This window comes from Pseudoalteromonas sp. 2CM39R, from assembly GCF_023161845.1.
In genome coordinates this window covers 83,373-107,611 of sequence record NZ_JALNTM010000009.1, presented here as the reverse complement: position 1 = coordinate 107,611, position 24,239 = coordinate 83,373, and the positions used below count along the sequence as shown (strand labels likewise).

Annotated in this window: 20 protein-coding genes; 6 read left to right on the top strand and 14 right to left on the bottom strand. The window is 43.0% G+C overall.

The genetic code is table 11. The features are described 5' to 3' along the window. Position 1: 1 nt before the first annotated feature. The 3 genes from MTF66_RS20185 (at position 2) to MTF66_RS20175 (ending at position 1,377) form a co-directional block, all read left to right on the top strand. The gene (locus MTF66_RS20185; protein ID WP_248528259.1) at positions 2-451 is read left to right on the top strand and encodes a hypothetical protein; all 450 of its coding nucleotides are present in this window, start codon (positions 2-4) and stop codon (positions 449-451) included. A gap of 3 nt (positions 452-454) precedes the next feature. After that, the gene (locus MTF66_RS20180; protein WP_054561060.1) at positions 455-712 is read left to right on the top strand and encodes a hypothetical protein; all 258 of its coding nucleotides are present in this window, start codon (positions 455-457) and stop codon (positions 710-712) included. Between the two features lie 89 nt (positions 713-801). After that, the gene (locus MTF66_RS20175) at positions 802-1,377 is read left to right on the top strand and encodes an AAA family ATPase (protein ID WP_130166196.1); all 576 of its coding nucleotides are present in this window, start codon (positions 802-804) and stop codon (positions 1,375-1,377) included. Positions 1,378-1,417: 40 nt separating this feature from the next. Here the strand turns inward: MTF66_RS20175 and MTF66_RS20170 are convergent, their stop codons facing one another. The 3 genes from MTF66_RS20170 to MTF66_RS20160 form a co-directional block, all read right to left on the bottom strand. After that, positions 1,418-2,389, bottom strand: a complete 972-nt coding sequence (locus MTF66_RS20170) for a glutathione S-transferase family protein (RefSeq protein ID WP_248528256.1) — start codon at positions 2,387-2,389, stop codon at positions 1,418-1,420. A gap of 9 nt (positions 2,390-2,398) precedes the next feature. Beyond that, positions 2,399-3,241 (bottom strand): pirin family protein, encoded by an 843-nt coding sequence (locus tag MTF66_RS20165; RefSeq protein WP_054561063.1) that lies wholly within the window; start codon positions 3,239-3,241, stop codon positions 2,399-2,401. Positions 3,242-3,329: 88 nt separating this feature from the next. After that, on the bottom strand, positions 3,330-4,292 hold the full coding sequence (locus MTF66_RS20160) for a YihY/virulence factor BrkB family protein (protein ID WP_058585905.1): 963 nt from the start codon (positions 4,290-4,292) through the stop codon (positions 3,330-3,332). A gap of 122 nt (positions 4,293-4,414) precedes the next feature. Between MTF66_RS20160 and MTF66_RS20155 the strand changes: the two genes are divergently transcribed. Then, positions 4,415-5,494 (top strand): mechanosensitive ion channel family protein, encoded by a 1,080-nt coding sequence (locus MTF66_RS20155; RefSeq protein WP_248528253.1) that lies wholly within the window; start codon positions 4,415-4,417, stop codon positions 5,492-5,494. A 12-nt stretch (positions 5,495-5,506) separates the two neighbouring features. Here the strand turns inward: MTF66_RS20155 and tatA are convergent, their stop codons facing one another. The 3 genes from tatA to agaR all read right to left on the bottom strand — a co-directional run bounded on the left by tatA (position 5,507) and on the right by agaR (position 9,629). Further along, entirely contained in the window at positions 5,507-5,662 is a 156-nt protein-coding gene (gene tatA / locus MTF66_RS20150; protein WP_082401550.1) for a twin-arginine translocase TatA/TatE family subunit, read from the bottom strand. A 70-nt stretch (positions 5,663-5,732) separates the two neighbouring features. Beyond that, positions 5,733-8,549 (bottom strand): TonB-dependent receptor, encoded by a 2,817-nt coding sequence (locus MTF66_RS20145; protein WP_055020779.1) that lies wholly within the window; start codon positions 8,547-8,549, stop codon positions 5,733-5,735. Positions 8,550-8,864: 315 nt separating this feature from the next. Continuing rightward, positions 8,865-9,629, bottom strand: coding sequence for a transcriptional repressor AgaR (agaR, locus tag MTF66_RS20140; protein ID WP_248528251.1), 765 nt, complete (start codon positions 9,627-9,629; stop codon positions 8,865-8,867). Positions 9,630-9,789: 160 nt separating this feature from the next. On the opposite strand from agaR, the gene MTF66_RS20135 reads away from it, so the two are divergent. Then, a complete protein-coding gene (locus tag MTF66_RS20135; protein ID WP_248528248.1) occupies positions 9,790-11,121 on the top strand; it encodes a sugar MFS transporter in 1,332 nt (443 codons plus the stop codon). Positions 11,122-11,151: 30 nt separating this feature from the next. On the opposite strand, the gene MTF66_RS20130 is transcribed toward MTF66_RS20135, so the two are convergent. The 6 genes from MTF66_RS20130 to MTF66_RS20105 are packed head-to-tail and all read right to left on the bottom strand — an operon-like array spanning position 11,152 to position 17,853. Further along, positions 11,152-11,664: a hypothetical protein gene (locus tag MTF66_RS20130; protein ID WP_248528245.1), complete on the bottom strand. Its 513-nt coding sequence runs from the start codon at positions 11,662-11,664 to the stop codon at positions 11,152-11,154. Beyond that, positions 11,657-13,351 carry a GMC oxidoreductase gene (locus tag MTF66_RS20125; protein ID WP_248528242.1) on the bottom strand — a complete coding sequence of 565 codons (1,695 nt, stop codon included), beginning with the start codon at positions 13,349-13,351 and terminating at the stop codon, positions 11,657-11,659. Before MTF66_RS20125 ends, MTF66_RS20130 begins: the two co-directional genes overlap by 8 nt. Positions 13,352-13,364: 13 nt before the next feature. After that, positions 13,365-14,528, bottom strand: a complete 1,164-nt coding sequence (gene nagA / locus MTF66_RS20120) for an N-acetylglucosamine-6-phosphate deacetylase (RefSeq protein ID WP_248528239.1) — start codon at positions 14,526-14,528, stop codon at positions 13,365-13,367. Next, positions 14,506-15,429, bottom strand: a complete 924-nt coding sequence (locus MTF66_RS20115) for an ROK family protein (RefSeq protein WP_248528236.1) — start codon at positions 15,427-15,429, stop codon at positions 14,506-14,508. The genes nagA and MTF66_RS20115 overlap by 23 nt, the downstream gene beginning before the upstream one ends. Positions 15,430-15,445: 16 nt before the next feature. Further along, the gene (locus MTF66_RS20110) at positions 15,446-16,564 is read right to left on the bottom strand and encodes an SIS domain-containing protein (RefSeq protein WP_248528233.1); all 1,119 of its coding nucleotides are present in this window, start codon (positions 16,562-16,564) and stop codon (positions 15,446-15,448) included. Between the two features lie 23 nt (positions 16,565-16,587). Continuing rightward, positions 16,588-17,853 (bottom strand): D-tagatose-bisphosphate aldolase, class II, non-catalytic subunit, encoded by a 1,266-nt coding sequence (locus tag MTF66_RS20105; protein WP_248528230.1) that lies wholly within the window; start codon positions 17,851-17,853, stop codon positions 16,588-16,590. 274 nt (positions 17,854-18,127) lie between these two features. Here MTF66_RS20105 and MTF66_RS20100 point away from each other — a divergent pair, with 274 nt between their 5' ends. Further along, positions 18,128-19,588, top strand: a complete 1,461-nt coding sequence (locus MTF66_RS20100; protein ID WP_248528227.1) for a Gfo/Idh/MocA family protein — start codon at positions 18,128-18,130, stop codon at positions 19,586-19,588. Positions 19,589-19,811: 223 nt separating this feature from the next. Here MTF66_RS20100 and MTF66_RS20095 read toward each other — a convergent pair whose 3' ends face one another. Together MTF66_RS20095 and MTF66_RS20090 are read right to left on the bottom strand one after the other, a co-directional pair. Beyond that, positions 19,812-21,260, bottom strand: a complete 1,449-nt coding sequence (locus MTF66_RS20095) for an amidohydrolase (protein ID WP_248528224.1) — start codon at positions 21,258-21,260, stop codon at positions 19,812-19,814. Between the two features lie 274 nt (positions 21,261-21,534). After that, the gene (locus MTF66_RS20090) at positions 21,535-24,213 is read right to left on the bottom strand and encodes a M14 family metallopeptidase (protein WP_248528221.1); all 2,679 of its coding nucleotides are present in this window, start codon (positions 24,211-24,213) and stop codon (positions 21,535-21,537) included. Positions 24,214-24,239: the final 26 nt, after the last annotated feature.

Sequence of the window (24,239 nt, the reverse complement as noted above, 5' to 3'; positions counted from 1 at the left end):
TATGCAGTCTTCTCAATCTACAGATGAGAAAACGCAAGATGCCACTGAACAGCCGTTAAACGCTGATCAGTGGCAAGATCATCTTGCTAAATTATCTGATTACGGCAAACAGCTATACATTGACTACCGTGAACAAACTGGAACTTGTAAAAAGCTTGCAGCTGCTGAGTGGCGCTTATCAACACGCTCACTCGCCTTAACGATCATCCTACTCGTCTGTTTTGCAGGCGGCTTGGTGCTACTTTGGGCTGGTCTACTTGCTACTGTCGGTATCGCAATATTTAGCTTTAGCCAATCATTGTGGTTAGCCGCTATTTCACTGATTGCATTACAACTGCTATGCCTTGCATGGCTTTGGAAAAACATTGGTTATGTAAGTAGTAAGATAGGCTTTGATCACACGCTAAAAAGCGTTCGTCAATTATTTAATATTAATAAGGATGAAGGATGAATGATGTTAATTGATTATTTTATTAATAAACCACAGCACAGAGTGACTGAACTAAGCCAACAAATGGATCTACAAGATGAGCTTAAACGTCAACACCATCAAGCATTCAAATACCGTTTAAAACGCTTTGCAGTAAGTAAAGTAGGTATTGCCAGTGCCTTCACTGCGGGAATGGGCTACGAAGCACTTAATAACTCAGACCACAAAGACGGTAAATTGAAACAAGTCAGCCGCTTCAGCTGGTTACTGCGTTTGTTGTGATCTTTATCATGTAATGTTTGCTTTTTACTTCTCTTTGCCACCTATTTTCATTACCTTAAACACAAACGAGCAATTTGTGAGAATGTAAGGTGAAAAAAAGGATTGTATTAACAGGCGGCCCTGGCGGTGGTAAAACAACAGCCATCGATCTATTAAGACGTGAATTTTCTAATCAAATTGTTGTTGTACCAGAGTCTGCGACCATGCTGTTCAGCGGTGGTATAGAACGTGGTGATGCAACTCACCTCATTAAAGCTCACCAACAAGCTATCTTCAGCTTACAAAAACACCTTGAACATATTCAGCGAACCATGCACCCAGATCGTTTAATGCTTTGCGATCGTGGTAGTTTAGATGGGCTTGCCTATTGGCCCGGTGAGCAAGATGAGTTTTTTCAGTGTTTAAACACCAGCCTAGAAATCGAACTTAACCAATATGATGCGGTGATCTTTTTTGAAACAGCTGCTAAGTCTGGGCAAAGTATTCATTCTAATAACCCTGTAAGAAACGAATCTGATCAGCAAGCTATTTTGCTTGATGACAAACTACAAGCTGTTTGGTCACAGCACCCTAATTTTAATTTAGTGAAAAGTTCAGAGTCATTTATTCAAAAGGTGATGTTTGGCATCGACACTATCCGCAAGGTCATGGATAGTTATAACTAACAGCTTAATCAGTCATTAAACTGTTAGTTATCAGAGTCTATTAACCACGATTATGTGGTCGAGCGTAGTCTATATCAGGCCCTTTTGGCACAACTTGAGTTGGGTTGATCATGGTGTGGCTAAAATAGTAATGACGTTTTATATGATAAAAATCAACGGTCTTACTTACACCTTCAATTTGATATAACTCACGTAAATAGTTGCTGATCGCCGGATAACTCTCAATAGTACGTAAATTACATTTAAAGTGGCCCACATAAACACTGTCGAAGCGAATTAAAGTGGTAAATAAACGCCAGTCGGCCTCAGTCAATGTCTCACCCACTAAATAACGATTAGCTGTTAAACGTTGCTCAATCTTATCTAGAGCGGCAAAAAGATCATCAAAGGCTTCTGAGTAAGCTTCTTGCGTTGTCGCAAAGCCTGCACGATACACCCCATTATTAATGTTGTGATAAACAAACTCATTAACTTCATCAATTTCAGAACGTAACGATTGCGGATAAAAGTCGCGTTCATTACCTGTTAGGGCATTAAACGCGCTATTAAACATTCTGATAATTTCAGCAGATTCGTTGCTAACAATACGCTGCGTTTTTTTATCCCAAAGCACGGGAACCGTAACACGACCTGAATAATCGGCTTTGTTACGCGTATAAATTTGATGCATAAATTCGCTATCGAAAAGTGCATCACCGGTGCTGTGATTGTCTTTATCAAAGGTCCAGCCATGCTCTAGCATGTCAGGACTTACAACCGACACACTTATATAATCTTCAAGGCCTTTTAAATGGCGAAAAATCAAAGTGCGATGAGCCCAAGGGCAAGCTAAAGAGACATAAAGATGGTAACGATCTTTCTCAGCTTTAAAGCCCGCATCACCACTTTGCCCTGCACTGCCATCTTCGGTAACCCAGTTACGCAACTGGGCTGCCTCACGTTTGAACTCACCTTGATTGTTATCGGTGTCGTACCATTTATCTTGCCATTGGCCATTTACTAGTAATCCCACAATAACCTCCTATAGTGTGCCAAATTTACCTAGCTGATAGTCACGCACTGCTTGCTGTAACTCAGCTTGGGTTGTCATTACAAACGGGCCCATATGAGCGATTGGTTGCTTAAGCGGCTCACCGGCTAGGATCAACGCCCCGGCACCAGTTTGCGAGTTAAACTCAATGTTACTGCCTGGCTCTAAAATCAATAAGCTGCCTGCTTTAACTGGGCCGCCCTGTTCAGTATGAATTTCTCCAGTATGGATATAAATCATCACCTTAGTTTGCGCTAATGGTGCATGGTAAAACTGCGTACCAGCCGGTAAAGTTACATCGGCAAGCATGCCATCAGCTGCGAGGTCTTGCAGGCTTGATACCTGCTCTTCACCGGCAAACTGCCAGCTTCCTGCCAACGCTTTAAGCTCAACACCTTGCTCATTTTGAGTCGTTGGTGCTGGCGCTTCAGTGGTATCTTGATAGCGTGGTGCTCTTAGTTTCTCGGCACTTGGCATATTGAGCCAAATCTGAAAACCGTGCATGCCTTCTTTAGCATCTGCTAATGGCATTTCACTGTGGATCACACCAAAACCGGTACTCATCCATTGCACATCACCAGCACGAATCGCTTTTTTGTTACCCATTTGATCTTGGTGCTCAAAGCCACCTTTAATAATATAAGTAAAGGTTTCGATACCACGGTGAGGATGCGCAGGAAAGCCGCCCATAAAATCACTGTGATCATCTGACTTAAGCTCATCGATCATTAAAAAAGGGTCTAAATACTTGCCATCAAAGCCAGGAATACGACTGATGTTTACGCCATCACCATCTTGTGTGGCATGGCTATTTAATTGTTGAATCACTTTCATAACTTTACTCCCGTAAATTGTATGAAATGATTGTAGGCGCTAATTTAACTAACAACCATGAGTAAAATTAGCGCCAATCATTCTATTTTTAAGAATGCTCATTTTGTTGTCTGGTTAACCTATCAGCCACTGTAGCACCCCGCTCTCCAACTTCTTTCTCTGGCCCTATGGTGCTATCGACTAAGGTTTGTTGTTCAGCACTAGCATTAATTGCCGCACCAAAAATGATGATGTATGCGCTGATATAAAGCCACATCAACATGATCACCACACCACCTAATGATCCATAAGTTTCGTTATAACTCGCAAATTGCGATACATAATATGAAAAACCGATTGATGCGATGATCCACAGCAACGTGGCAAGTATTGAGCCAGGGGTGATCCAACGCCATTTGGCGGGCGTTCTGTGCGGTGCATAGCGATATAAAAATGCTAATGCGCAATTAAAAATAATGGCTAATAGCGGCCAAGTAATAAGCTGAATCATTAAATCGATAAGCTCAGTTAAGCCAACTAAGTTAAGCACTATTGGTAAAATACCAATGATCAATAACGCCACCAGCGCAACTACAATAGCACCTAGCGAAAATAAAAAGCGCACCACTAATGCCATAAAAAACTGGCGCTTGTTACGCTGATGGTAGGTAATATTACAGGCAGTGATGAGAGCTTGGCAGCCTTTGCTGCTACTCCAAACAGTCAATAATAAAGTACCTATGGCACTTGCACTCAATACCTTTTGCGATTGCTGAGTGATACCACTAACCTGTAGCAAAATGATGTCACGGCTACTTTCAGGTAAAATGGTAATCACTTTATCAAGCTGATCATAAATATCTGTTGGCGAGGCAAAATATGCATACACAGAGACAATAGCCGCCAGCGCAGGGAAAATAGCCAACAAGGCATAAAATGCCACACCCGCCGCCACAAAAGATAAATTGTCTTGTGATAGGTTGTGATAAACCCGCTTGCAGATATCCCACCAGCCTCGCATTGGGATCTCCATCGGTGAGCGAGCTTGGTAACCTCGATTGTCCTTACTCATAAACGACCTAAAAAATTGCCTTTAACACTCTCAAACTGCAAACAACTTGCCAGTAATAATGGCGTCTGAATTGCATTAAGCTAAGCTTATAAAAACAGTATAAGGGTCCATGGAGCGGTGCGATGAGTTATTATTTACTTATTAAAAATCAATTGGCTAGTTTGTTTACACCGACAGTTTCAGTAACATCGCAAGCAATCCCTGAGAGCTTATCTTGGCAAGACTTAAACTCTCAAATTACGCAGTTTTTACATACTACATGGCAAATGTTACCTGCACTGACACTCGGTATTGTAGCCATCATTGTTTGCTACTTTTTAGCCCGCCCTTTATCGTATTTATTAATCAAACCGCTTGGTTTTGTCAGTGAAAGTAAACTTTTGCATGTGGTGACTAGGCGCTTTTTTAGCATCATTATCATCTTGTTTGGCGTGTACTTATTTTTGCGTCTTGCTGGGCTCACCAGTTTTGCCGTGGCGATTATGAGTGGTACTGGCTTAGTCGGGCTTATTTTAGGTTTTGCTTTTCGAGATATTGCCGAAAACTTTATCTCAAGCATGCTGCTCAGTGTGCAGCGCCCTTTTCGTATTGACGATGTGATAGAAGTTGATGGTCGTTTAGGGGTAGTTAAAAAAGTTACGGCTCGCGCCACCACCTTGGTTGATTTTGATGGTAATCACATTCAAATTCCCAATGCGACCGTCTATAAAAACGTCATTAAAAACCTCACTGCGAACCCAAAAATGCGGGGTCACTTTAATGTTGGCATTGGCTACGATAATGACATTCGCTATGCCCAACAATTAGCAATGAAAGTGGTTAATCAAAACCCTGCTGTTATTAGTGATCCACCAAGCCAAGTATTAATTGATTCATTAGGCTCCGCGACTCTTAATCTAACCATTTATTTTTGGGTAAATAGTAACGAACACAGTACTATTAAAGTGGCCTCACAATTAATGCGAGAGCTGGTCAATACCTATTTAGCAGAGCAAATAAGCATGCCTGATGATGCTCGCGAGCGAATTATTTTAAATAGCGAAAACGATACCGAACAGCCAAAAAATAATGTAAGTGCAGAGCCAAAAACAGCGAAATCACTCGACGACCATAGCCTTGATGACGTTAGCAGTGATGCCGATGATATTCGCGAACAAGCCGATCAATCTCGCGATCCAGAACAAGGTAGCAATATAATTTAAAATACTTATGGGCTAGGCTTCATCATTAGGTTTATCTTGCATAGCGCGTTTAAACCCTTTGACTGACGTCCCTAAATCTCCACCTATTCGGGATAACTTTTTTGTGCCAAATAACAGCACCACAATTGCAGCAATAATGGCTAATTGCCAAACACTAATTCCTGCCATAACAACCTCATTTTAAAATAAAAGCGCCCTTACAGGCGCTTGTTCAACACTAACACTAGGAATACTAAAACTAAAAACTAGCGCGAACACCCAAGGCTACTTGAGTTCCAAAACGCTCAAGATAACTCACTTGGTCAGTACGCTTGGTGTAACCCCAATAACGTTCATTAGTTAAGTTCGTTGCTTCGGCAAACACTGTGAATTGGTCACTGATGTTATAGCTCATGCTGGCATCTAACTGACCATAATCAGAGATCCAATATGGACCACCCCATGCGTCAGGATCCGACAAGAACTTGCTACGCCAGTTATACGCTAAACGTGCTTGGAAACCATATTGCTCATAGTAAACCACGGCGTTATATGAGTTCTTCGACATGCCTCTAAATGGCAAACCTGATTCTTTTAGCTCTGGCTCATCGTAACTACTGTCAACATAGGTGTAGTTAAGCTGAAAGCCTAAGCCATTGAACGGTTCGGGTAGTAAGTTTTCTAGCGACTGCTGATAAGCAAACTCAGCCCCTTTAATAGTTGCACCATATTCACTCTTACCTGGGTAAGATGCAAAGTAACGCACACCTTCGATTTCAACTGGGCTTTCGACGTAATCGATAAATGATTTCAGGTCTTTTACAAACACCCCGCCACTTAACGAGCTACTGTCTTCAAAGTACCACTCTAAAGTCATATCTGCTTGATTAGCTTCTTCAGGTGTTAACGACGAATCACCCATAGAAAGTTGCGGTAAGCCTTCACGATATGTATCAAAGTTTGGCGCAAGCCACGGACGTAAGTAGCTTAAAGATGGGCGGCTAATCACTTGTGCCGCAGAGAAGCGGTAAATTAAATCATCGGTAATACTAAGCTTAAAGTTCATGCTTGGTAAAATGTTGCTGTAATCCCCTTTAAATGATTGCTCAACAGTTTCGCGCCAACCATTTTCAAGTGGTTTACCATCTTCTTGTAAGTCAATTAACGATAGATCATAAACCGACCCTTTAGAGCTCACTTCAGTTTGCGAGCCGCGAATACCAACGTTTAACATATACGGCATATTTGCAAGAGTGCTCTCGAGCGTCACTTGCGCATACGCAGTTAGAACTTCTTCGGTTACCTCATAAGTGCCCGAGGAATTAAGCGATGCAACAATGCTCTTATCGGTTGCTTCAGCATTAATTGAGCGATAATAGGCAAGTAACTTATCGTAATCGAAACTTGGCCATGGCTCAGGTGTAATGCTACTTTCGCCCTCTAAGAAGTTATCGAAATTTGCCTCAACAAACACATCACTTGGGATTTCAAAAAGGTTAAAATCACCAACATTCACTACGGTGCTGTCATCAAATTCATAACCATCGCGCTCTAAATATTGACCACCATTACTAAATTGACTGGCATTTTTAGATGCATATTCAAGCTGGCTTTTAGTTTGTTCAAGGTAAGTTAAACCAAAATCAACACGAGTAACTAAATCGCTTTCTGGCACAAATGTACCGGTAAACTTAAAGTCATTAACCGTGTCTTCAACCCCAGTACCTGTATTACGGCTATAGTGTGCACCGTAAGATTGATCCGCAGTTAAGCCCGGCGATAAGGTCACATCTGGCAACATATTACCTGTGGTGTAATCAATCCCAATCGAGTCAATAAAACCACGCGCAACAATAAAGCGGTTATCACCGCCGTTTTCGTTTTTCGCTTTTGAATGGGCAACATCCACAGCCAGTGTTAGGCCATCCATTGGATACCATTTAGCATTAAGAGCAAACTGATAAGTATCGGTTTTACGTGGGTTGGTTAAGTTGAGTAGCTCCACCATGGTGTTACCGGTTTGCGTCATTGATACTACACGACCTGAGTCATCAAATTCTGCATCAGTAAACACTGGCGTGCCTGGCGTCCAGCTTTCATCATAGTTAACAAAACCAATTTGATAGCGATGACCATCGGTGTTGTAACGTGAATAAAGAGCATCAAAGTTAATATCTAGGGTATCTGTTGGACGCCATTGCATTGCTAACGTCGCACCGACGCGTTCACGCACATCCTGCGCGTTGGCAAAATACATGTAGCTCGGAATTTTTGAGGCAAATATTTCACTTTGCCCATCAATTTCTCCGTTGCCGTTCATGTCGACTGGCACACCTGCGCTGTCTGCCCCCCAACCTTCTTCTTCGTCAAAAAAGCCGCTTGCCGAGTATGTGTCTGCACGTAAGGTTTTCTTAGAATACGCACCCGAGAAAAGCACACCAAAAGTATCATCATTAAAGTTGTCACCTATGATGAATGAAGCATGCGGGTGTACATCGCCTGTTCGCGATTCATAAATCCCTTTTGCTGAAGCGCTCAAGGTAAAGCCATCTTGGTCTAGTGGTTTACGCGTTTCGATATCAACAACCGCACCAATGCCCCCTTCAATTAAGCGTGCTTCTGGTGACTTATACACTTGTAGTGCCCCCACTAACTCTGAAGCAATGGTGTCAAAGTTAAAGTCGCGGCCTGAGTTTTCAGAAGCCAATTTACGACCATTCAACGTGGTAATATTGTAGCCACCACCTAAACCTCGGACTAAAATATTTTGCCCCTCACCGCCATTACGAGTAATGGTGATACCCGGAATACGCTGCAATGCTTCCGCTAAGTTTTCATCGGGGAACTTACCGATGTCATCAGCGACAACGACATCAACAACCGTCGTTGCTTCTTTCTTTCGAAAGTTTGATTCTTTAATACTGCTACGGATCCCTGTAACTTCAATAACCTCAACATCCTCTTCGGCCTTACTATCGTTTTCTTGTTGCTGGGCCGTCGCAGCGAAACTGACTGATGAGGCCAAAATCGAGCTTATCAGCACGCTCAAATATGTTTTTCTAGTTGTTGTTGCCATGATGATTTCCTGTTTTTAAATGTTCAGATTTTTTCACCATAAAAATGGTAATGAGTAAGGCCTTATATTTAATCTATAACAAAATGAAACAAACTAGCAACAATTAATTACCTAGTGAAACTTTCGATAGTTACGAAATAAGTTTCAAAAACAGCATAAATGGCTTCGCATGCCTTTAAAGATGGGGAGTTAATTTCGAAAGTTACGATAATGATTTTTTCTGAATATTTTCTTTTCGGTGGGGAGGTTCGGTTTTTATGAACAATAAAAAAGGCGGCAAAAGCCACCTTTCAATAGTTCTATTTAACTAGAGAGTTAAACAGTAATCACTTCGATACCTAAGCTCGTTAATGATTCAACGAACTCTGCCGGCATATCTTTGTCGGTGACCAGCACATCGATTGATTTAAGCGGCAATACATTATACAAAGCACGCTTACCAAATTTACTTGAATCAGTGACTGCAATGACTTTATCTGCGCGGGTGCACATGGTGCGATTCAGCATTGCCTCGGGCTCATAATGAGTGGTGATCCCCGCTTCTGAGTCGATACCATCAACCCCTAAAATAACCTTTTTGAAGTTATATTTACTAAGTGCTTGCTCGACTTCATTTGAGTAAAAAGACATTGATTTCTTTCGTAATTGCCCACCCAGCATAAACACATTTGCATCTTCAATATCTGCCAGTACATGGGCAATATTAAGGCCGTTTGTCATCACCGTAAGGCCCTGCTTATTGGTTAATGCTTTGGCAACTTCTTCTGTGGTGGTGCCAGAATCAATAATTAAAGAGTCGCCATCATCAACCAAACTTGCCACAGCTTTCGCTAATAACACTTTCACTGCGTAGTTTTCGTTATGCTTGTCTTTTACCGAAAGCTCTTTTGCCAATTTATCGCAGGCAATTGCCCCACCACGAGAACGGACAACTAAGCCACGCTTACCGAGCTCGTTAAGATCATGGCGAATGCTAACCTCCGAAATATCAAAGGTCTTTGCAAGATCTTTAACATTTACTTTGCCATTTTCTTCAGTCATCAGGACGATTTTTTGTCTTCTTTCTATTGTGGTTAGCATAGCTGGCCTGTTGTTTTAATAGCTGCTTTCAAATTTGTAGTTCAATATTACACAATTTACAGTTTTAAAGCCAAATTTAGTTTCGAAATAAAATAAAACTTTCAAAACTTACGAATTTTGTTTTATGATTATTTCACAACAAACTTCTTTGGTGACAAAAATGACAACACAAAGCTCACTGTTAGAGCAAACAGAACACACCAATCGCACGCAATTACTGCCTATGATGATAATAGGTGGCTTGTTTTTCTTATTTGGTTTTATAACCTGGCTTAACGGCTCCTTGATCCCATTTTTACAAATGGTCTGCGATCTCAACCATATTGAAGCTTATATGGTGACACTGGTGTTTTATATCGCCTATACCGTGATGGCACTGCCAAGTGCTAAGATTTTGCAAATATTCAGTTATAAACATGGAATGTCGTTTGGTTTAGGTACCATGGCATTTGGTGCGCTGTTGTTTATTCCTGCGGCACAAATTCAGGCTTACTGGTTATTTTTGGTTGCCTTATTTACTTTAGGTAGTGGCCTCACCTTATTACAAACCGCTGCGAACCCTTACATCGTGCTTATTGGCTCTAAAGACACGGCAGCCGTGCGCATTAGCATTATGGGTATTCTCAATAAGAGTGCTGGTGTGGTGGCTCCATTACTCTTCTCAGCAATTGTGTTTAGCGACATTGCCAGCTTTAGCCCAGAGGCTTTGGCCCAATTGAACAGCATTCAAAAGCAATTACAGTTACAAGAACTGGCTAATCGTTTAATTACTCCTTACTTTGTAATGGCAATCGCATTAGCGATATTAGCGGCGTTAATCATGCTGGCTCCGCTACCAGATATTGAGCAACCAAAAACTAGCAACAACAGCGAGAGTAAATCAGTACTGCAATTTCCACACTTAGTTTTAGGCGTGATAGCTCTATTCTTTTACATAGGTGCAGAAGTCATTGCCGGCGACACCATTGGCCTTTACGGCAAAGAACAGGGGGTATTGCAGTTCGCAGAACTCACCTCTTACACCATGGGCTTTATGGTGCTGGGTTATGTTTTAGGTATCGTGTTAATTCCTCGCTTTTTTAGTCAGCAACAGGCGCTGATATTTTCCGCGTTAAGTGGTTGTGTGTTTTCACTTGGTATCATTTTGATTGAACCGCAACAAACATCAATTGCAAACGTAGTGCTCTTTTGGCTTGCTGATAACAGTTTTCCAGATACCGTGTTATTTGTTGCATTACTTGGCTTATCGAATGCGCTGGTATGGCCGACCATTTGGCCAATGGCCCTTGCAAATCTTGGCGATAAAACCCAAACCGGCGCGGCATTACTGATCATGGGGATTTCAGGTGGCGCGCTATTGCCTTTGGTATACGGTGTATTTGCAGAATATACAGACAATGCACAACAAGCTTACTATCTGTTGATCCCTTGCTATGCGTTTATTCTTTATTACGCACTGATTGGTCACAAACTAACAAGTTGGCGTAAGTAATGACATGGGCAGGCTTAGTTGTTTTACTATTTAACTAGCCTGCAACTTTTCTGATGTGAAATAGCCCAGTAGCAAAAACTCACGCACGGTAAAAATACACTTATAAATTAAGTACTCGTCACGCTTATCAGGGCTCACTTCTAAAAGAGGTAAGGCTTGCTGCGCTATTATGCGCTGTTGCTGCTGCAAAGAGATAGTAAATAAACCTGTGAGTTTATCTGCTAATTGCGACGATGAAAGAGCTCCTTCTGCAATCAGCTCTGCGCCTTTTAAGCATGCCGTACGCTCAGTCGTAGTTAGTGTATTTGCTAGCATTAAATCTGTGAAAGCGACTAAATTAAAATACAGTTGCTCACTTGGCGCTAGCTCTAAAATAACCGCCTGCATGTGCGTGACTACATCCCGATGCGCCGCTGCTTTAAGCACCTCAAAATGATTGTCATCCACTTTATCAAATAGCTGAGTCGCAGCCACTGGCGTAATAGCCGCACCGAATAATGCAGCTAAACATTTAATGGCATTTCGCCTTCGTAGATCAGCCATTGAACACCCCGTTTTGATAATGCCGTACAGCATGATCGGCGGCTCTTGCAGTAAATGCCATATAGGTTAACGAAGGGTTTTGATAACCCGACGAGCACATAAACGAGCCGTCAGTGACATAGACATTACGCACACTGTGAATTTGGTTGTAACAATTAAGCACTGAGGTTGCAGCATCATGCCCCATGCGCGCAGTTCCCATTTCGTGGATGGCCTGCCCCGGCGCTGAGCCTTTATCGTACGCTTGCACATTTTGATAACCAGCTTTGCTGAGCATCTCGACGGCTTGCGCTTTCATATCCTCGCGCATGCGCTGCTCGTTTTCAGCAAATTGGCAATCAAAATTAACTAAAGGTAATCCCCATTGATCTTTTAATACCGGATCTAAGCTCATTTTATTACGATGATAAGGCAGGCATTCACCAAAACCTATCAATGCAACTTGCCAAGGCCCAGGTTTGGCAAGCTCTTCTCGAAAAGCCTTACCAAAGCTAAGTTCTTTAAAGCCCCGTCGCCAATCTTTGCGTGTTGCGTATCCTTGATAGCCATAGCCGCGAATAAAGCTATGCTGCTCGCTATCATCAAGGTTTCGAAAACGCGGGATATGAAAGCCAACGGGTCTGTCGCCATCATTAAAGTCATCAGCAAAACCTTTTGGTTCACCCGTTGCGCCAACCCTAAAATGGTGATCCATGAGGTTATGCCCAAGCTCTCCACTATCGTTCCCTAAGCCATTAGGGAAGCGTGCAGAGGTTGAATTTAATAACAAGGCTGTTGTAGCCACCGTTGATGCGCAGCAAAAAATAATCTTCGCTTGCGCGATACGCTCTTTTTTAGATTCAGCATCAATTACTTTCACACCTGTGGCTTGCCCGCTTTCTGGATTGTAAATAATCTCTTTAGCAATGGAGTGACTCTGAATAGAGAGTCGCCCTGTACGCATCGCTGCAGGTAAGGTCGAGGCTAAACTACTAAAATAACTACCGGTTGGACAACCTCGCATACAGCGGTTGCGCTTGCTGCATGGAGCACGACCTTGCTCAGGCTTTGCCTTAGTTAAATGCGCAACTCGCCCGATGGTGAGGTGCCGATTAGTGTAGTGAGTTAATAAACTTTGTTTAAGCTGCTGCTCTACGGCATTAAGCGCAAAAGGAGGTAAGTAAGGTCCATCTGGTAGCTGAGGTAAGTTCAGCGCTTCGCCAATAACCCCGATGTAGGCTTCGACTTTATCGTACCAAGGCACTATATCTTTGTAGCGCACTGGCCAATCAACGCCGTGACCATCTTGTTTGTTGGCTGCAAAATCAATATCACTGAAGCGTAAGCATTGCCGCCCCCAAGTTAATGAGCGCCCACCCAGGTGATATCCTCGGATCCAATCAAAACGTTGCGATTCTTGGTAAGGGTGCTGCAAATCATTCACAAACCAATGTTTTATTGATTGCTTGGTGGCATAGCCAGTGCGTGCTTGTTTAGCTTGGTTCTGTTTTTCTAGTAGGCTGGGCCTGTCGCGAAATGGCAGTTGCCAATCATCTTTAAAGGCAGTGATATAGTCAGTACCGTGCACAACCTGCCTGCCACGTTCTAGTAGCAGTACATTGAGTCCTTTTTCGGTTAGTTCTTTAGCAGCCCAGCCGCCAGTAATGCCACTGCCAATAACAATGGCATCGAATACTTTTGCCTGCATTCTCACTTAACTTTTAAAAGATTTGCTTACCCGCACAGATCGTTGCTTGAACAGAAAAGTCTTTATCGAGCAGGGCAAAATTAGCCTGTTTACCTACCGCAATACTGCCTATTTGCTCCGCTTTATTTAAAAACTCAGCGGGTACTAAACTGGCCATGTTAGTTGCTTCAACTAGGCTAGCGTCGGTTAGGTTATAAAAACGTTCAACGCCAACTTCCATGGTTAATGTACTGCCCGCTAAAGAACCGCTCTCAGTTCGCGCAACACCTTGCTCAACCACAATAGGAAGCTCACCTAAACGGTAGCGGCCATCTTGTAAGCCTCCGGCGCTCACGCAGTCTGTGATCAGAGCAATTTTATCTGCCCCTTTTAAACGGTAAACCATGTTCATGATGCTCGGATGCAAATGAATACCATCAGGAATAAGCTCAACCATGGCATCGTTGTCCATCAGTAATGCGCCAGTACAGCCGGGATCACGATGATGAATACCGCGCATACCATTAAAAATATGCACACCACCGCAGGCACCATGAGCAAGAGCTTGTGTTGTTTGCTCAAAATTAGCATCTGTATGGCCGAGCATCACACGCACACCTTTATCGGTGATATAGCGGATCATGTCGGGCGATTTAAGTAGTTCTGGCGCCAACGCAAATGAGCTTAAGCAACCTTCACATGCGGCATAAATTTCATCAAATCGCTGTTTAGTAAGCTCTAAAAAAAATGACTCGTTATGCGCGCCTTTATGTGCTTCGGCAAAGAATAAACCTTCGTTATAAGCCCCTAGCAACTGCGCTCCAGCCAAACCCTTTTGATAGGCACTCGCCATATTTTTATAAGCTTGAATTGAGACGTCCCAATCTGCAGTCACCGTTGTGCCAACAAAACCCGTTACGCCGTGCTTTGCTAAAGAACGAGAAATAATCTCTAGTGATTCTGGGGTGCCGTCCATAATATCGCAGCCTTCCCGGCCATGAATATGCAAATCGATAAAGCCCGGAAATAAACTGTGCTCACCTAAATCTATTACCTCGATCTCGGGCGCTATTTGCGTGGTAATGGCAGTAATTTTACCTTGCTCGACCAAGACCACATGATCCAGTAAAACCGCATCAGCAGTCACAACTTTTGCGGCTTTTAAGTAATAACGATTAAGATGCGTTGGAATTAGCATGAACACTTCCTATTATTGCAGCGCCTCTTACGCCGCTAGAATCACCAAATTTTGCGCGCTTCACTTCTGGCACGGCAAAACCTGAAAATAAATGAGTTTGAATCGCGTCAGGGAGTTTTTCTACTATTGCATCAATGAGCGACAATCCGCCCCCAAGCACGATTACTTCTGGGTGCAAACTTTTGCTAATAGCAGCAAAGGTTTCGCCAAGAATATCTAAGTAACAAGCTAGCACCTTTAAGGCTTGCTCATCACCACGTTTGATATCGTTTGCCCATTCAATCGCAGATTTAGGAGATTGCGTAATATGCTGGTACAAGGTTTGTACACCGGGCCCTGCAATATAACTTTCGACACAGCCATTTAAACCACAGCCACATTTTAAAACAGGCAGCTGGTATTTTTGTTGTAAATACGCTGACAGCGGTAAATGGCCGTACTCCCCTGACATGCCCAACCCTTGGTTAAACAAGGTTCCATCAATACACATACCGCCCGCCGCACCAGTGCCAACAATGGCACCGAATACTCGGCTATAACCTTCACCGGCTCCGCCATTTGCTTCTGATAAGGCAAAACACCGGGTGTCATTTAATATCGCAACAGGGCGTTTTAATAATGCTTGAAGATCGTTGGCAATCACTTTGCCTGTGGCACACGGCACATTAGCCGACAGCACTTTACCTGCATCATTAACAATACCTGGCATACCAATGCCCACCGCACCTTGGCAACCCGATAGCTCATCGGCTTTGAGTACCTGCTGGTAAATTGCTTGCAAAAATTGCTGATAATCATCAGTTGGCGTAGTAATACGCCAACTTTGCTGTTGTTCTAAATTATCATTAAAAATGGCGGTCTCTATTTTTGTACCACCAATATCGAGTCCGTAAACAGCCATACTTTACCCACACTACTTAGCGAGAAGTTAATGGGTAAATAGTTACCCCTTTTACAACACGGTTAACTTCGCCCGTAGGACAAGGGTTATCTGGTGTTAAACCGAGTGACATTGATTTATAAAATGCAAAAATCTGACAATAGACAATATAATACAGACCTTGCCAAACATCATCTAGCTCGACCAGTTCAGTATTTAACGCCAGCTTTTTAACCGCTAAACACTGTTGGTCATTTAATAGTTCGTTATATAAATCAGCATCATACAAACTACTATAAAAATCACTTGAGGCCATTAGCATCACTGCGGTTTTATCATTAATAATGGTTTTAGGGCCATGACGAAAGCCAAGTGGGGTTTCAAAGTAACTTATTAAATCGCCATTGGTCAGCTCTAAGCACTTTAAGGCCGCTTCTTTAGCATAGCCGAGCAATGAACCTGCCCCTAAAAATACCAAACGTTCAATGTCAGTTTGCGCAAACCCCTTGATCTCTTCAAGTTGCGTGTCGAGCAGCTGCTCTGTCTGCGTAGCAACTTGTGCAAGCTGATTAACATCAGGGGTAAAAATACATAATGTTGAAAGCAGCATCGAGGTGAAACTACTGGTCATAGCAAAGCTTTCATCCAGGGTTTCTTTTGGCATAAGTACACTAAAGCTGTTTCTTTTAGCTGCTGCTCTTTTCGCTAACTCACCATTTTCATTACAGGTAATAACTAAATGAAAGCACTTTTCAACAACTTGCTCTGCGATATCGACCGCTGCGACACTTTCAGGGCTATTGCCTGAGCGCGCATAAGAAACAAGTAAGGTTGGTGTGCCCTTCTGTAAAAAACCATGTGGGTTAGACACAATGTCGGTGGTGCTAACTGCAAGCACATTTAAATCTGTTTTGGCTGTTAAGTGTGGTGCTAATGCTTCGCCAACATAAGCTGATGTGCCAGCCCCCGTTAATACGATTTGCAGTCCTTTTAATGCCAAAATTGGCGCTAAAAATGCGCTTATTTCTGCTCGATGCGTTTCAATAATAGCGGCGGTATTGCACCATGATTCTGGCTGCTGAGAGATTTCTCTTGCTGTCCAATAAGCGTTTTGTTGCTTAAGCTCTGCTTCGTTTAATGATAAAAACTGCGTCATAATTAATTCTCTCTCAACACCACTTATTGATTACAAGCACGCGAATAGGTATTCGTGACTTCCATTATTTTATTGAGTACTAACTCACGAGGTGATGAGTTAATTTGGCCATTGATCAATGCCTTGTATTGCGCTGGCATAAACTGACTAAGCAAGGTCTGTGGAATAATTTGCCCTTCTAAGTTTTCAAACAGTGTTTCTACAGTTTGTTTTATTTCATCTTCAGGCCAGTAATAACGAATACGGTCGCTATAACTATAAGCTCTAAACAGCTTAGCTTCAGCACCTTGTGTTGGATAAAACTTACTCCAGTAATGTGGCTTTTCTAGCATGATGCGATCACATACATCACGTAAATTAGAACGCTTAGCAACTTCAACTAATTGATCTTCAATATAAGATAATGCAAACAACCCTTCGCGTAGTGCATAAGTAAGCTGTGGACCCACTTTTAATATGGCAAAGTGATCTTGCACCAGCTCGTGGTAGCAATGATCTGGCTGATAGTCGGTAGAGTGAGCCTCATAAACAAGATTATCGACAGTGGTGATAAACTCTTTTAGTTTTTGCGCTTCATTACGTTGGTAATCAAAAACTTGATGGTTATCAAATTCAACTCCTGGCTGCACAACAACAGCAATAACACGCGACCAGACATCGCTTATGTTTAGGTTTGCAAATGCAGCCTGATGTAATTCGATTGTTTGCTGCACTCCCTCAACATGGGATACCTCAATAATTTCATGTTCTTCTGTAGCGCCACCCGGAGGAGGGACCTCAGTACCCACCACATAAAGAATATCGTTATCTTTTGCTACCGACTCAGCGGCTTGGCACATCAACGCTGCACGCTTGGCAATTTCGGCATCTGCTAAACGTTCTCCATCGTCAGCACATGGCATACTGGCATCTAAATGAATTTTCTTAAAACCAGCGCTTGCATAAGCTTTTACTAGGTCAACAGCTTTTACCATTGCAACCTCTGCAGGCTCATTTACCCAGCACACTGGCCCTAAATGATCACCCCCCAAAATAACGCGCTGGGTATCTAACCCTACTTTTTCGGCTATTGCATGAACAAACTCAACGAAGTCATGGGGCTTCATCCCTGTGTAACCACCAAACTGATTAACTTGATTCGCCGTAGCTTCAATTAAAATTTCGGTGTCATCATTAAGAGCTTGCAACATTGCTGCTTCGATAACGAGCGGGTGTGCACAACACACAGAATAAATACCCTGCGCTTGCCCTACTCGATTGTTATTTATAATCGTTTTTAATGCATTCATGGTTTTCTCCAAGCAGCTTACGCCTATGGTTAGATACGTGATTTGAAATTACAGTAGCACAGCGCGAAACGCCGCGCAACAAAACGAAAGATAACGAAAGCCATAAAATAAGTTTAAAACACGCTAACCACACTATTACATAAGGATAAAAATGATAAAACCCAAAGTTACGAAAGAATTTGAAAGCATTTAATTGTAATTGACTTTGAGTTGCGATATAACAGAAACAACTGAAACCCACTATTAAAATAATCTCAGTGATTTAGGTATCGTTATGACAATAGATAGACGTAGTTTTTTAAAATCTGCCGCAGCCATTACCGCCGCGACAGTCGTGACTGGCTGTGCGAAAAGCCAACAAGGTGATAATCAAAGCACACCTCTTGCAGCACAAGGTAAAAGCGTAATGGGCTTAGCTGTGCCAGCAATGGATGTGGTACGTGTTGGTTTTATTGGGGTTGGTCAACGTGGTAGCGGCCATGTAAAACATCTTTGCCATATTGAAGGTGTTGAAATTAAAGCTATTTGCGATACAGATCAGCTAATGCTAGATAAGTCTGTTAATTATGTTGTTGAAAAAGGCTTACCTAAACCAACTGCTTATACGGGTTCTGATAAAGCCTATTTAGACATGCTAGCTCGTGATGACATCGACATTGTGATCATTTCAACCCCTTGGAAATGGCACACACCGATGAGTGTTGAAGCCATGGAAAGTGGTAAACATGCCTTTGTTGAAGTACCTGCAGCAACCACGATGGAAGAGTGTTGGCAACTAGTAAACACCGCTGAGCGCACGCAAAAGAACTGCATGATGATGGAAAACGTTAACTACGGCCGTGACGAGTTAATGGTATTAAACATGGTTCGTAAGGGGATATTTGGCGAGTTACTACATGGTGAAGCCGCTTATATTCATGACCTGCGTTGGCAAATGAAAGAAATTGACCGCAGCACTGGTTCTTGGCGCACTTACTGGCATACAAAAGTAGACGGTAACTTATACCCAACCCATGGTTTAGGCCCTGTTTCTCAGTATATGAACATCAACCGTGGTGACCGCTTTGATTTTGTTACATCAGTCAGCTCACCTGCACTTGGCCGCGCAGCTTACGCAGAGAGTGAATTTCCTGCAGGCCACGAACGTCGCTCACTGAAATTTACTGCTGGCGACATGAACACCAGCATTATTAAGACAGTGAAAGGTCGTAGCATTATGGTTCAGCACGACACCACAAGCCCACGCCCATACAGCCGCCATAACTTAATTCAAGGTACTAATGGCACATTTGCTGGTTTCCCTAATCGTATTGCTCTTGAAGATGTGCCACCTGCCATCGCGAAAATTTACCAACAGCAATATGAAGCTGAGCTCGCTGCGTGGGAAAAAGCAGGTTCACAGGGTCGTAAGCCACATATGCAAAACTTCCATAGCTGGGATCAAGATATGGAAAAGTGGCGTGCTGAGTTTGATCACCCACTATGGAAACGCATGGGTGAAGAAGCGGTCAAGAACGGTGGCCACGGCGGTATGGACTTCATTATGCTTTGGCGCATGATCTACTGCTTACGAAATAATGAACCACTCGATCAAGATGTATACGATGCCGCAGCATGGTCATCAATCTTCCCGCAAAGTATGGCATCAGTTGCAGATAGAAGTAACAGCAAAACGATTCCAGACTTTACCCGTGGCGCTTGGCAAACAGGTAAGCCACTAGGGATTGTGTCTTAGCACTTACTCTCCTTGAAACACTAAAAAGCCCGCCCTTTGCCCTGCGGGCTTTTTTATTGTTTATACCAATTCGCTTAATTGAGTAGTCTATTTTGAGGCAAGAAAACCTTGTTGATAACAAGGCAAAAATTTCGTGATTTAGTTGCTCTAAATGAGAAATTTTTAACGCAGGTAGCGACAGGTTTAATCCCTCAAAATGATTAAGTATTATTGCGGATTGGTATTAATCCTTATTGTTTGCGCGTAAATCTAGCGCTGGCGCTCTATCACCTATCTGAGGGTAATATTTTACGTCCCCTTTACGCTGTTTAAACTCCGCTTTCGCTTTTTCAATTAAACTCGGATTTTGGTACAACTTTACCGCGCTCAAAGCAAGAGTTTCAGCGGCAAGAATCATCCCTTTGTGGCCAATCGAAGTACCACCAGAAGCAACCGCCTGCCAACTATGAAATGCAGTTCCTGGTACCCAGGTTGAAGCAATCAGGCCCGCCGTTGGTACATTCCAACTCACATCGCCAACATCTGATGAGTAAGTGCCTGCGTGCACCTTATCGCTGAGAGGCATTATTTGCTTTTCACGACCTATAATTGATTCAGCTTTTTTACCTAAAGTAGGACGGATCTGCTCTGCAAACGCCTGTTCTTTTTTAGAGTATTCAATACCACCAAACTCACTCATGCTTTCGTGCATAACATGGGCTAACGTCATATTAGGTAAAATATCCCATACTCCCGAGACGACTTCCCACTCTGCTTTGGTGCCAGTACCGAGCGCAGCTGCTTTTGCGGTGTTTTCTAATCGCTGCCAAAGCTCTGCGAGATCTGCGGCTCTCGGCGTTCGAAGATAGTAATAAACCTCTGCAAACTCAGGCACAACATTAGGTGCACCACCACCATTAGTAATCACATAATGAATACGCGTATCAGAAGGCACATGCTCACGCATCATATTAGCCATGTAGTTCATTGCCTCGACACCATCGAGTGCTGAGCGGCCTCTTTCTGGCATCACGGCGGCATGCGCAGCAATCCCTTTAAAACGGAATTTTGCCCCTTTGTTTGCTAATGACGATGTCGCATCTGCATTGTTTTGTGATCCGGCATGCCAATGTAGAGCAATATCAACATCATCAAACAAACCATCACGAACCATATACACTTTACCTGCTCCACCTTCCTCAGCAGGGGTACCATAAACCCTTACTTGCCCTTGCGTACCTGTTTCTTCAAGCCAGCGCTTGATTGCCATTGCAGCTGTCACAGATCCACCAGCAAATAAGTGATGACCACAGGCATGGCCTGCTTGTTTACCTGTAATTGGGGAGTGAGCAGGTTGCGCGTCTTGCGATAGCCCAGGCAAGGCATCCATTTCAGCCAAAATACCAATCACTGGGCCTGAATCACCATAACTTGCTACGAAAGCAGTTGGCATACCTGCAACGCCAGATTGAATTTCAAAACCAGCGTCTTTAAGAGTTTGCTGCATTAACGCGCTACTTTTATGCTCTTGAAATCCAACCTCTGCCCAGTTCCATAAATTATCGGCAATATTAATCGCGGGCTTTTTAAGATCATCAAAATAACCACTAACACGCTGTTGCTCATTACTTGCCTGTGCTGACTGAGAAATTAAAACACCAACAGCTAACATACTTAATGCTAATTTTTTCATCGGATTTCCTATTTATTATTATATGACTTAACACTTCCCCTTCATCCTAAGCGCATTTTTAAGTCGCTACAATCTTACACCTTAAATATTTAGCCCTTTTTGTTTGTATAGATAAGTAATTATGAATTAGGTATGCAATCAATGAACTTTACTGCAGAGTGGCTCTAGCTACTGTTGAGAAACTTTTCGATAATTACCGTTTGATTAATGCTGAATCAACTTTGCCCACAAAAAAGCCCGCAACATCGGCGGGCTTTTTGATTAGACTAAAACCTTACTGAGCATGTGCTGCAGCACGGAAAATCGTGTTAGTTAACAGTACATTCATGCCTTCAAGGTAGGCGCGATAAGTTGGTGATTGTGTAAAGCCTATCACCATACCTTTGCCTTGCGGTTGATGAACAAGCAATGGCTTATACGCAAGCTGTGCTTTATTTTGCTGCCATAGATAACCACTTGCTAGCACATCATCTTTACCTGTAAACCAGGCTAAGTTTTTACCTGAGTTCAGTTTTATTGGCGTGTAAATATCATTACCGTAAGCTACCGCAACAAGGTCTTTATCAACCCCAGCGGTTAACCAATGCTCTTGGTCTACTTCAACATTTGCAAGTACACCAGCGACATAGTCTGGCGATGTATGAGGCTCAATGCTCGCTGCTTTTAAATCATCGCGAGAAGCGAATAACTGCCCTGCCACTTTACTGCTTTTATCATCACTGCTGCTTGCTTTATCTTCTCGGTAAGCTTGCTCGCGTTTAACATCTAACAAACCGTAATCGGCATTAGTGGTAAAGCGGTTAGCATTACCTAAGGCAATCAACACGCCACCCGCTTCAACCCAGCTTTTTAAATTAGCTGCACCCGATTTACCAAGTGCTTGCTCGTAATTACCTTCTGGTAAAATAAGCACTTGGTAATCACTTAAATCAGCCCAAGCAAGCATGGGAGTGCGAATAGCGGTTACCGGGTAGCCAAGCTGCCTTTCGATAACAAAACGAGTGTTACCGGCGCTTAGCTCACGAGTGGCTGCATCCCATGCAATCGCCACTTTAGGTGCAACCATAGGCACTGTTTTGTTACTACCAAAGCTTGGGCCTTCAATCACCCAGCTTGAATCCACACCATCAACTATTGCACCAGTTTGCTCGGCAATTTGGCTAATTTTAGTCAGTAAGTCTTTATCGTTTAGGCGTTTTTCGATTACTAAGCTACCCGCTGGGTAGTTAGTTTTATCACCTAATACAAATGCTTGGTCAGCACTTTTCAGTTTAATGCCAGCTTGCAGTGCTGCTGTTAAAAAGCGTGCTGCGGCTGTATCACCCCACGCAACAATATAAGCCACTGAGGCTTCTGGGTTATTCACTTTGCCAAGCAATGTATCGTCGGCCTGAACCGCTTTGCTATCTGCGCTAACAGCGCGACCACAACTATCGCTATCAACATTAAACATCATCGGCAGCGACCAACCTGTGACATCGTAAATTTCATCACCTAGGTTACGAGCACGGCGTCTTTCTTGCTCTTTTACAAATGCTTCAGCCATATCTACTTGGTCTGTAAATGTGGTACGCACAAATACCCCGCGTGGCTGTGCGGTATCAATAAAATAGCTACCTGCTTTGTACTTAACACCACAGGCTTTGAAGTCTTCAGTTGCTTGTTTAACTTCAACACCATGCTCAGCCATTAAGGTTGCGAGTCTATGAGCGCCTTCACGATTACTTTGCTTAGGTAAGATATAAACTCGCTCTTTGCTATCTTTACCCGAATCAATTGCATCAACTTGATATTGATAAAAGTCACCTAGTAGTTTTTCACGTTGGTTGGCAGCCCCTTCGGCAGTCGAAATTGAGGCCACAAACTGACGCTTTACAGTATTAAAATAGGTGAGTAGTTCACCGGTATTTTTCTCAAACACGTGGCCACGTGCAGAGCCTACTTCGTAAGTTGATGCTGATGCACCATAAAAAACTGGCCAGCTATCACCGTAACCTGGATAAAAGGCATCAAAGATTTCACGGGTAAAGTAATCAAAGCCAAACTCATCAAAATACTTCGCATGATTTTGCCCAATCGCATCCATGTTGGCGATTTGGGTTTTCGTCATATGCGGATTAAATGGCTGAGCAGCCGGTGCAAAGTAGTAAGATTGGTCGCCGCCCATTTCATGAATATCAACCACCACTTGTGGTTTATATTTATTGATTGCAGCCACTCTGCCTTTACTTTCAGGTTGAGTAAGCGCTAACCAATCACGGTTCATATCAAACAAATAATGATTTGTTCGGCCTCTTGGCCACGGCTCATTATGCTCTGCACTTAACCTATCTGCACTGTGCTCAAGACCCACGGTCGCATAATAACGAGTAACAAAACGCTCACGGCCATCAGGGTTTTGTAATGGGTCGATAAACACCACGGTGTTATCTAAAATTTTGCTGTTAACGGCATCATTCGGGGATGCTAATAAGTGATATGCAGTAAATAATGCAGCATCGGTTGAGCTAATTTCATTACCGTGCACTGCATACTGAAGCCACACAGACGTCGGTAAATTTTTAATTAGCGACTTAGCTTCTTTTTCAGAGGTGATACGCGGATCAGCCAAGGCTTGGGTGTTATTGGCGAGAGTTTCTAATGAGCGAATATGCTCCGCAGTGCCAACCACCGCATAAACCAGTTCACGACCTTCCCAGCTGTTTGCGTACTTAAACACTTTAATACGATCAGGCGCTGCTTGCTCTAAAGCGCTTAAATAACGACGCATATCGTTGTAATTGGTGATGCGCTCACCTACATCGTATCCGAGTACTTGTTTAAATGTTGGTATTTGCTGATTATAAGCCGTGCCCGGCCACATTGCTTCGGTATTCGCTGCACTGGCATTAAAGCTTGCCGTTATAGCCACAACACTCACTGAAATGGCTTTTATTATTTGTTTGGCACTCATTATTTTTCCCAAGTAAAAGTATCTGC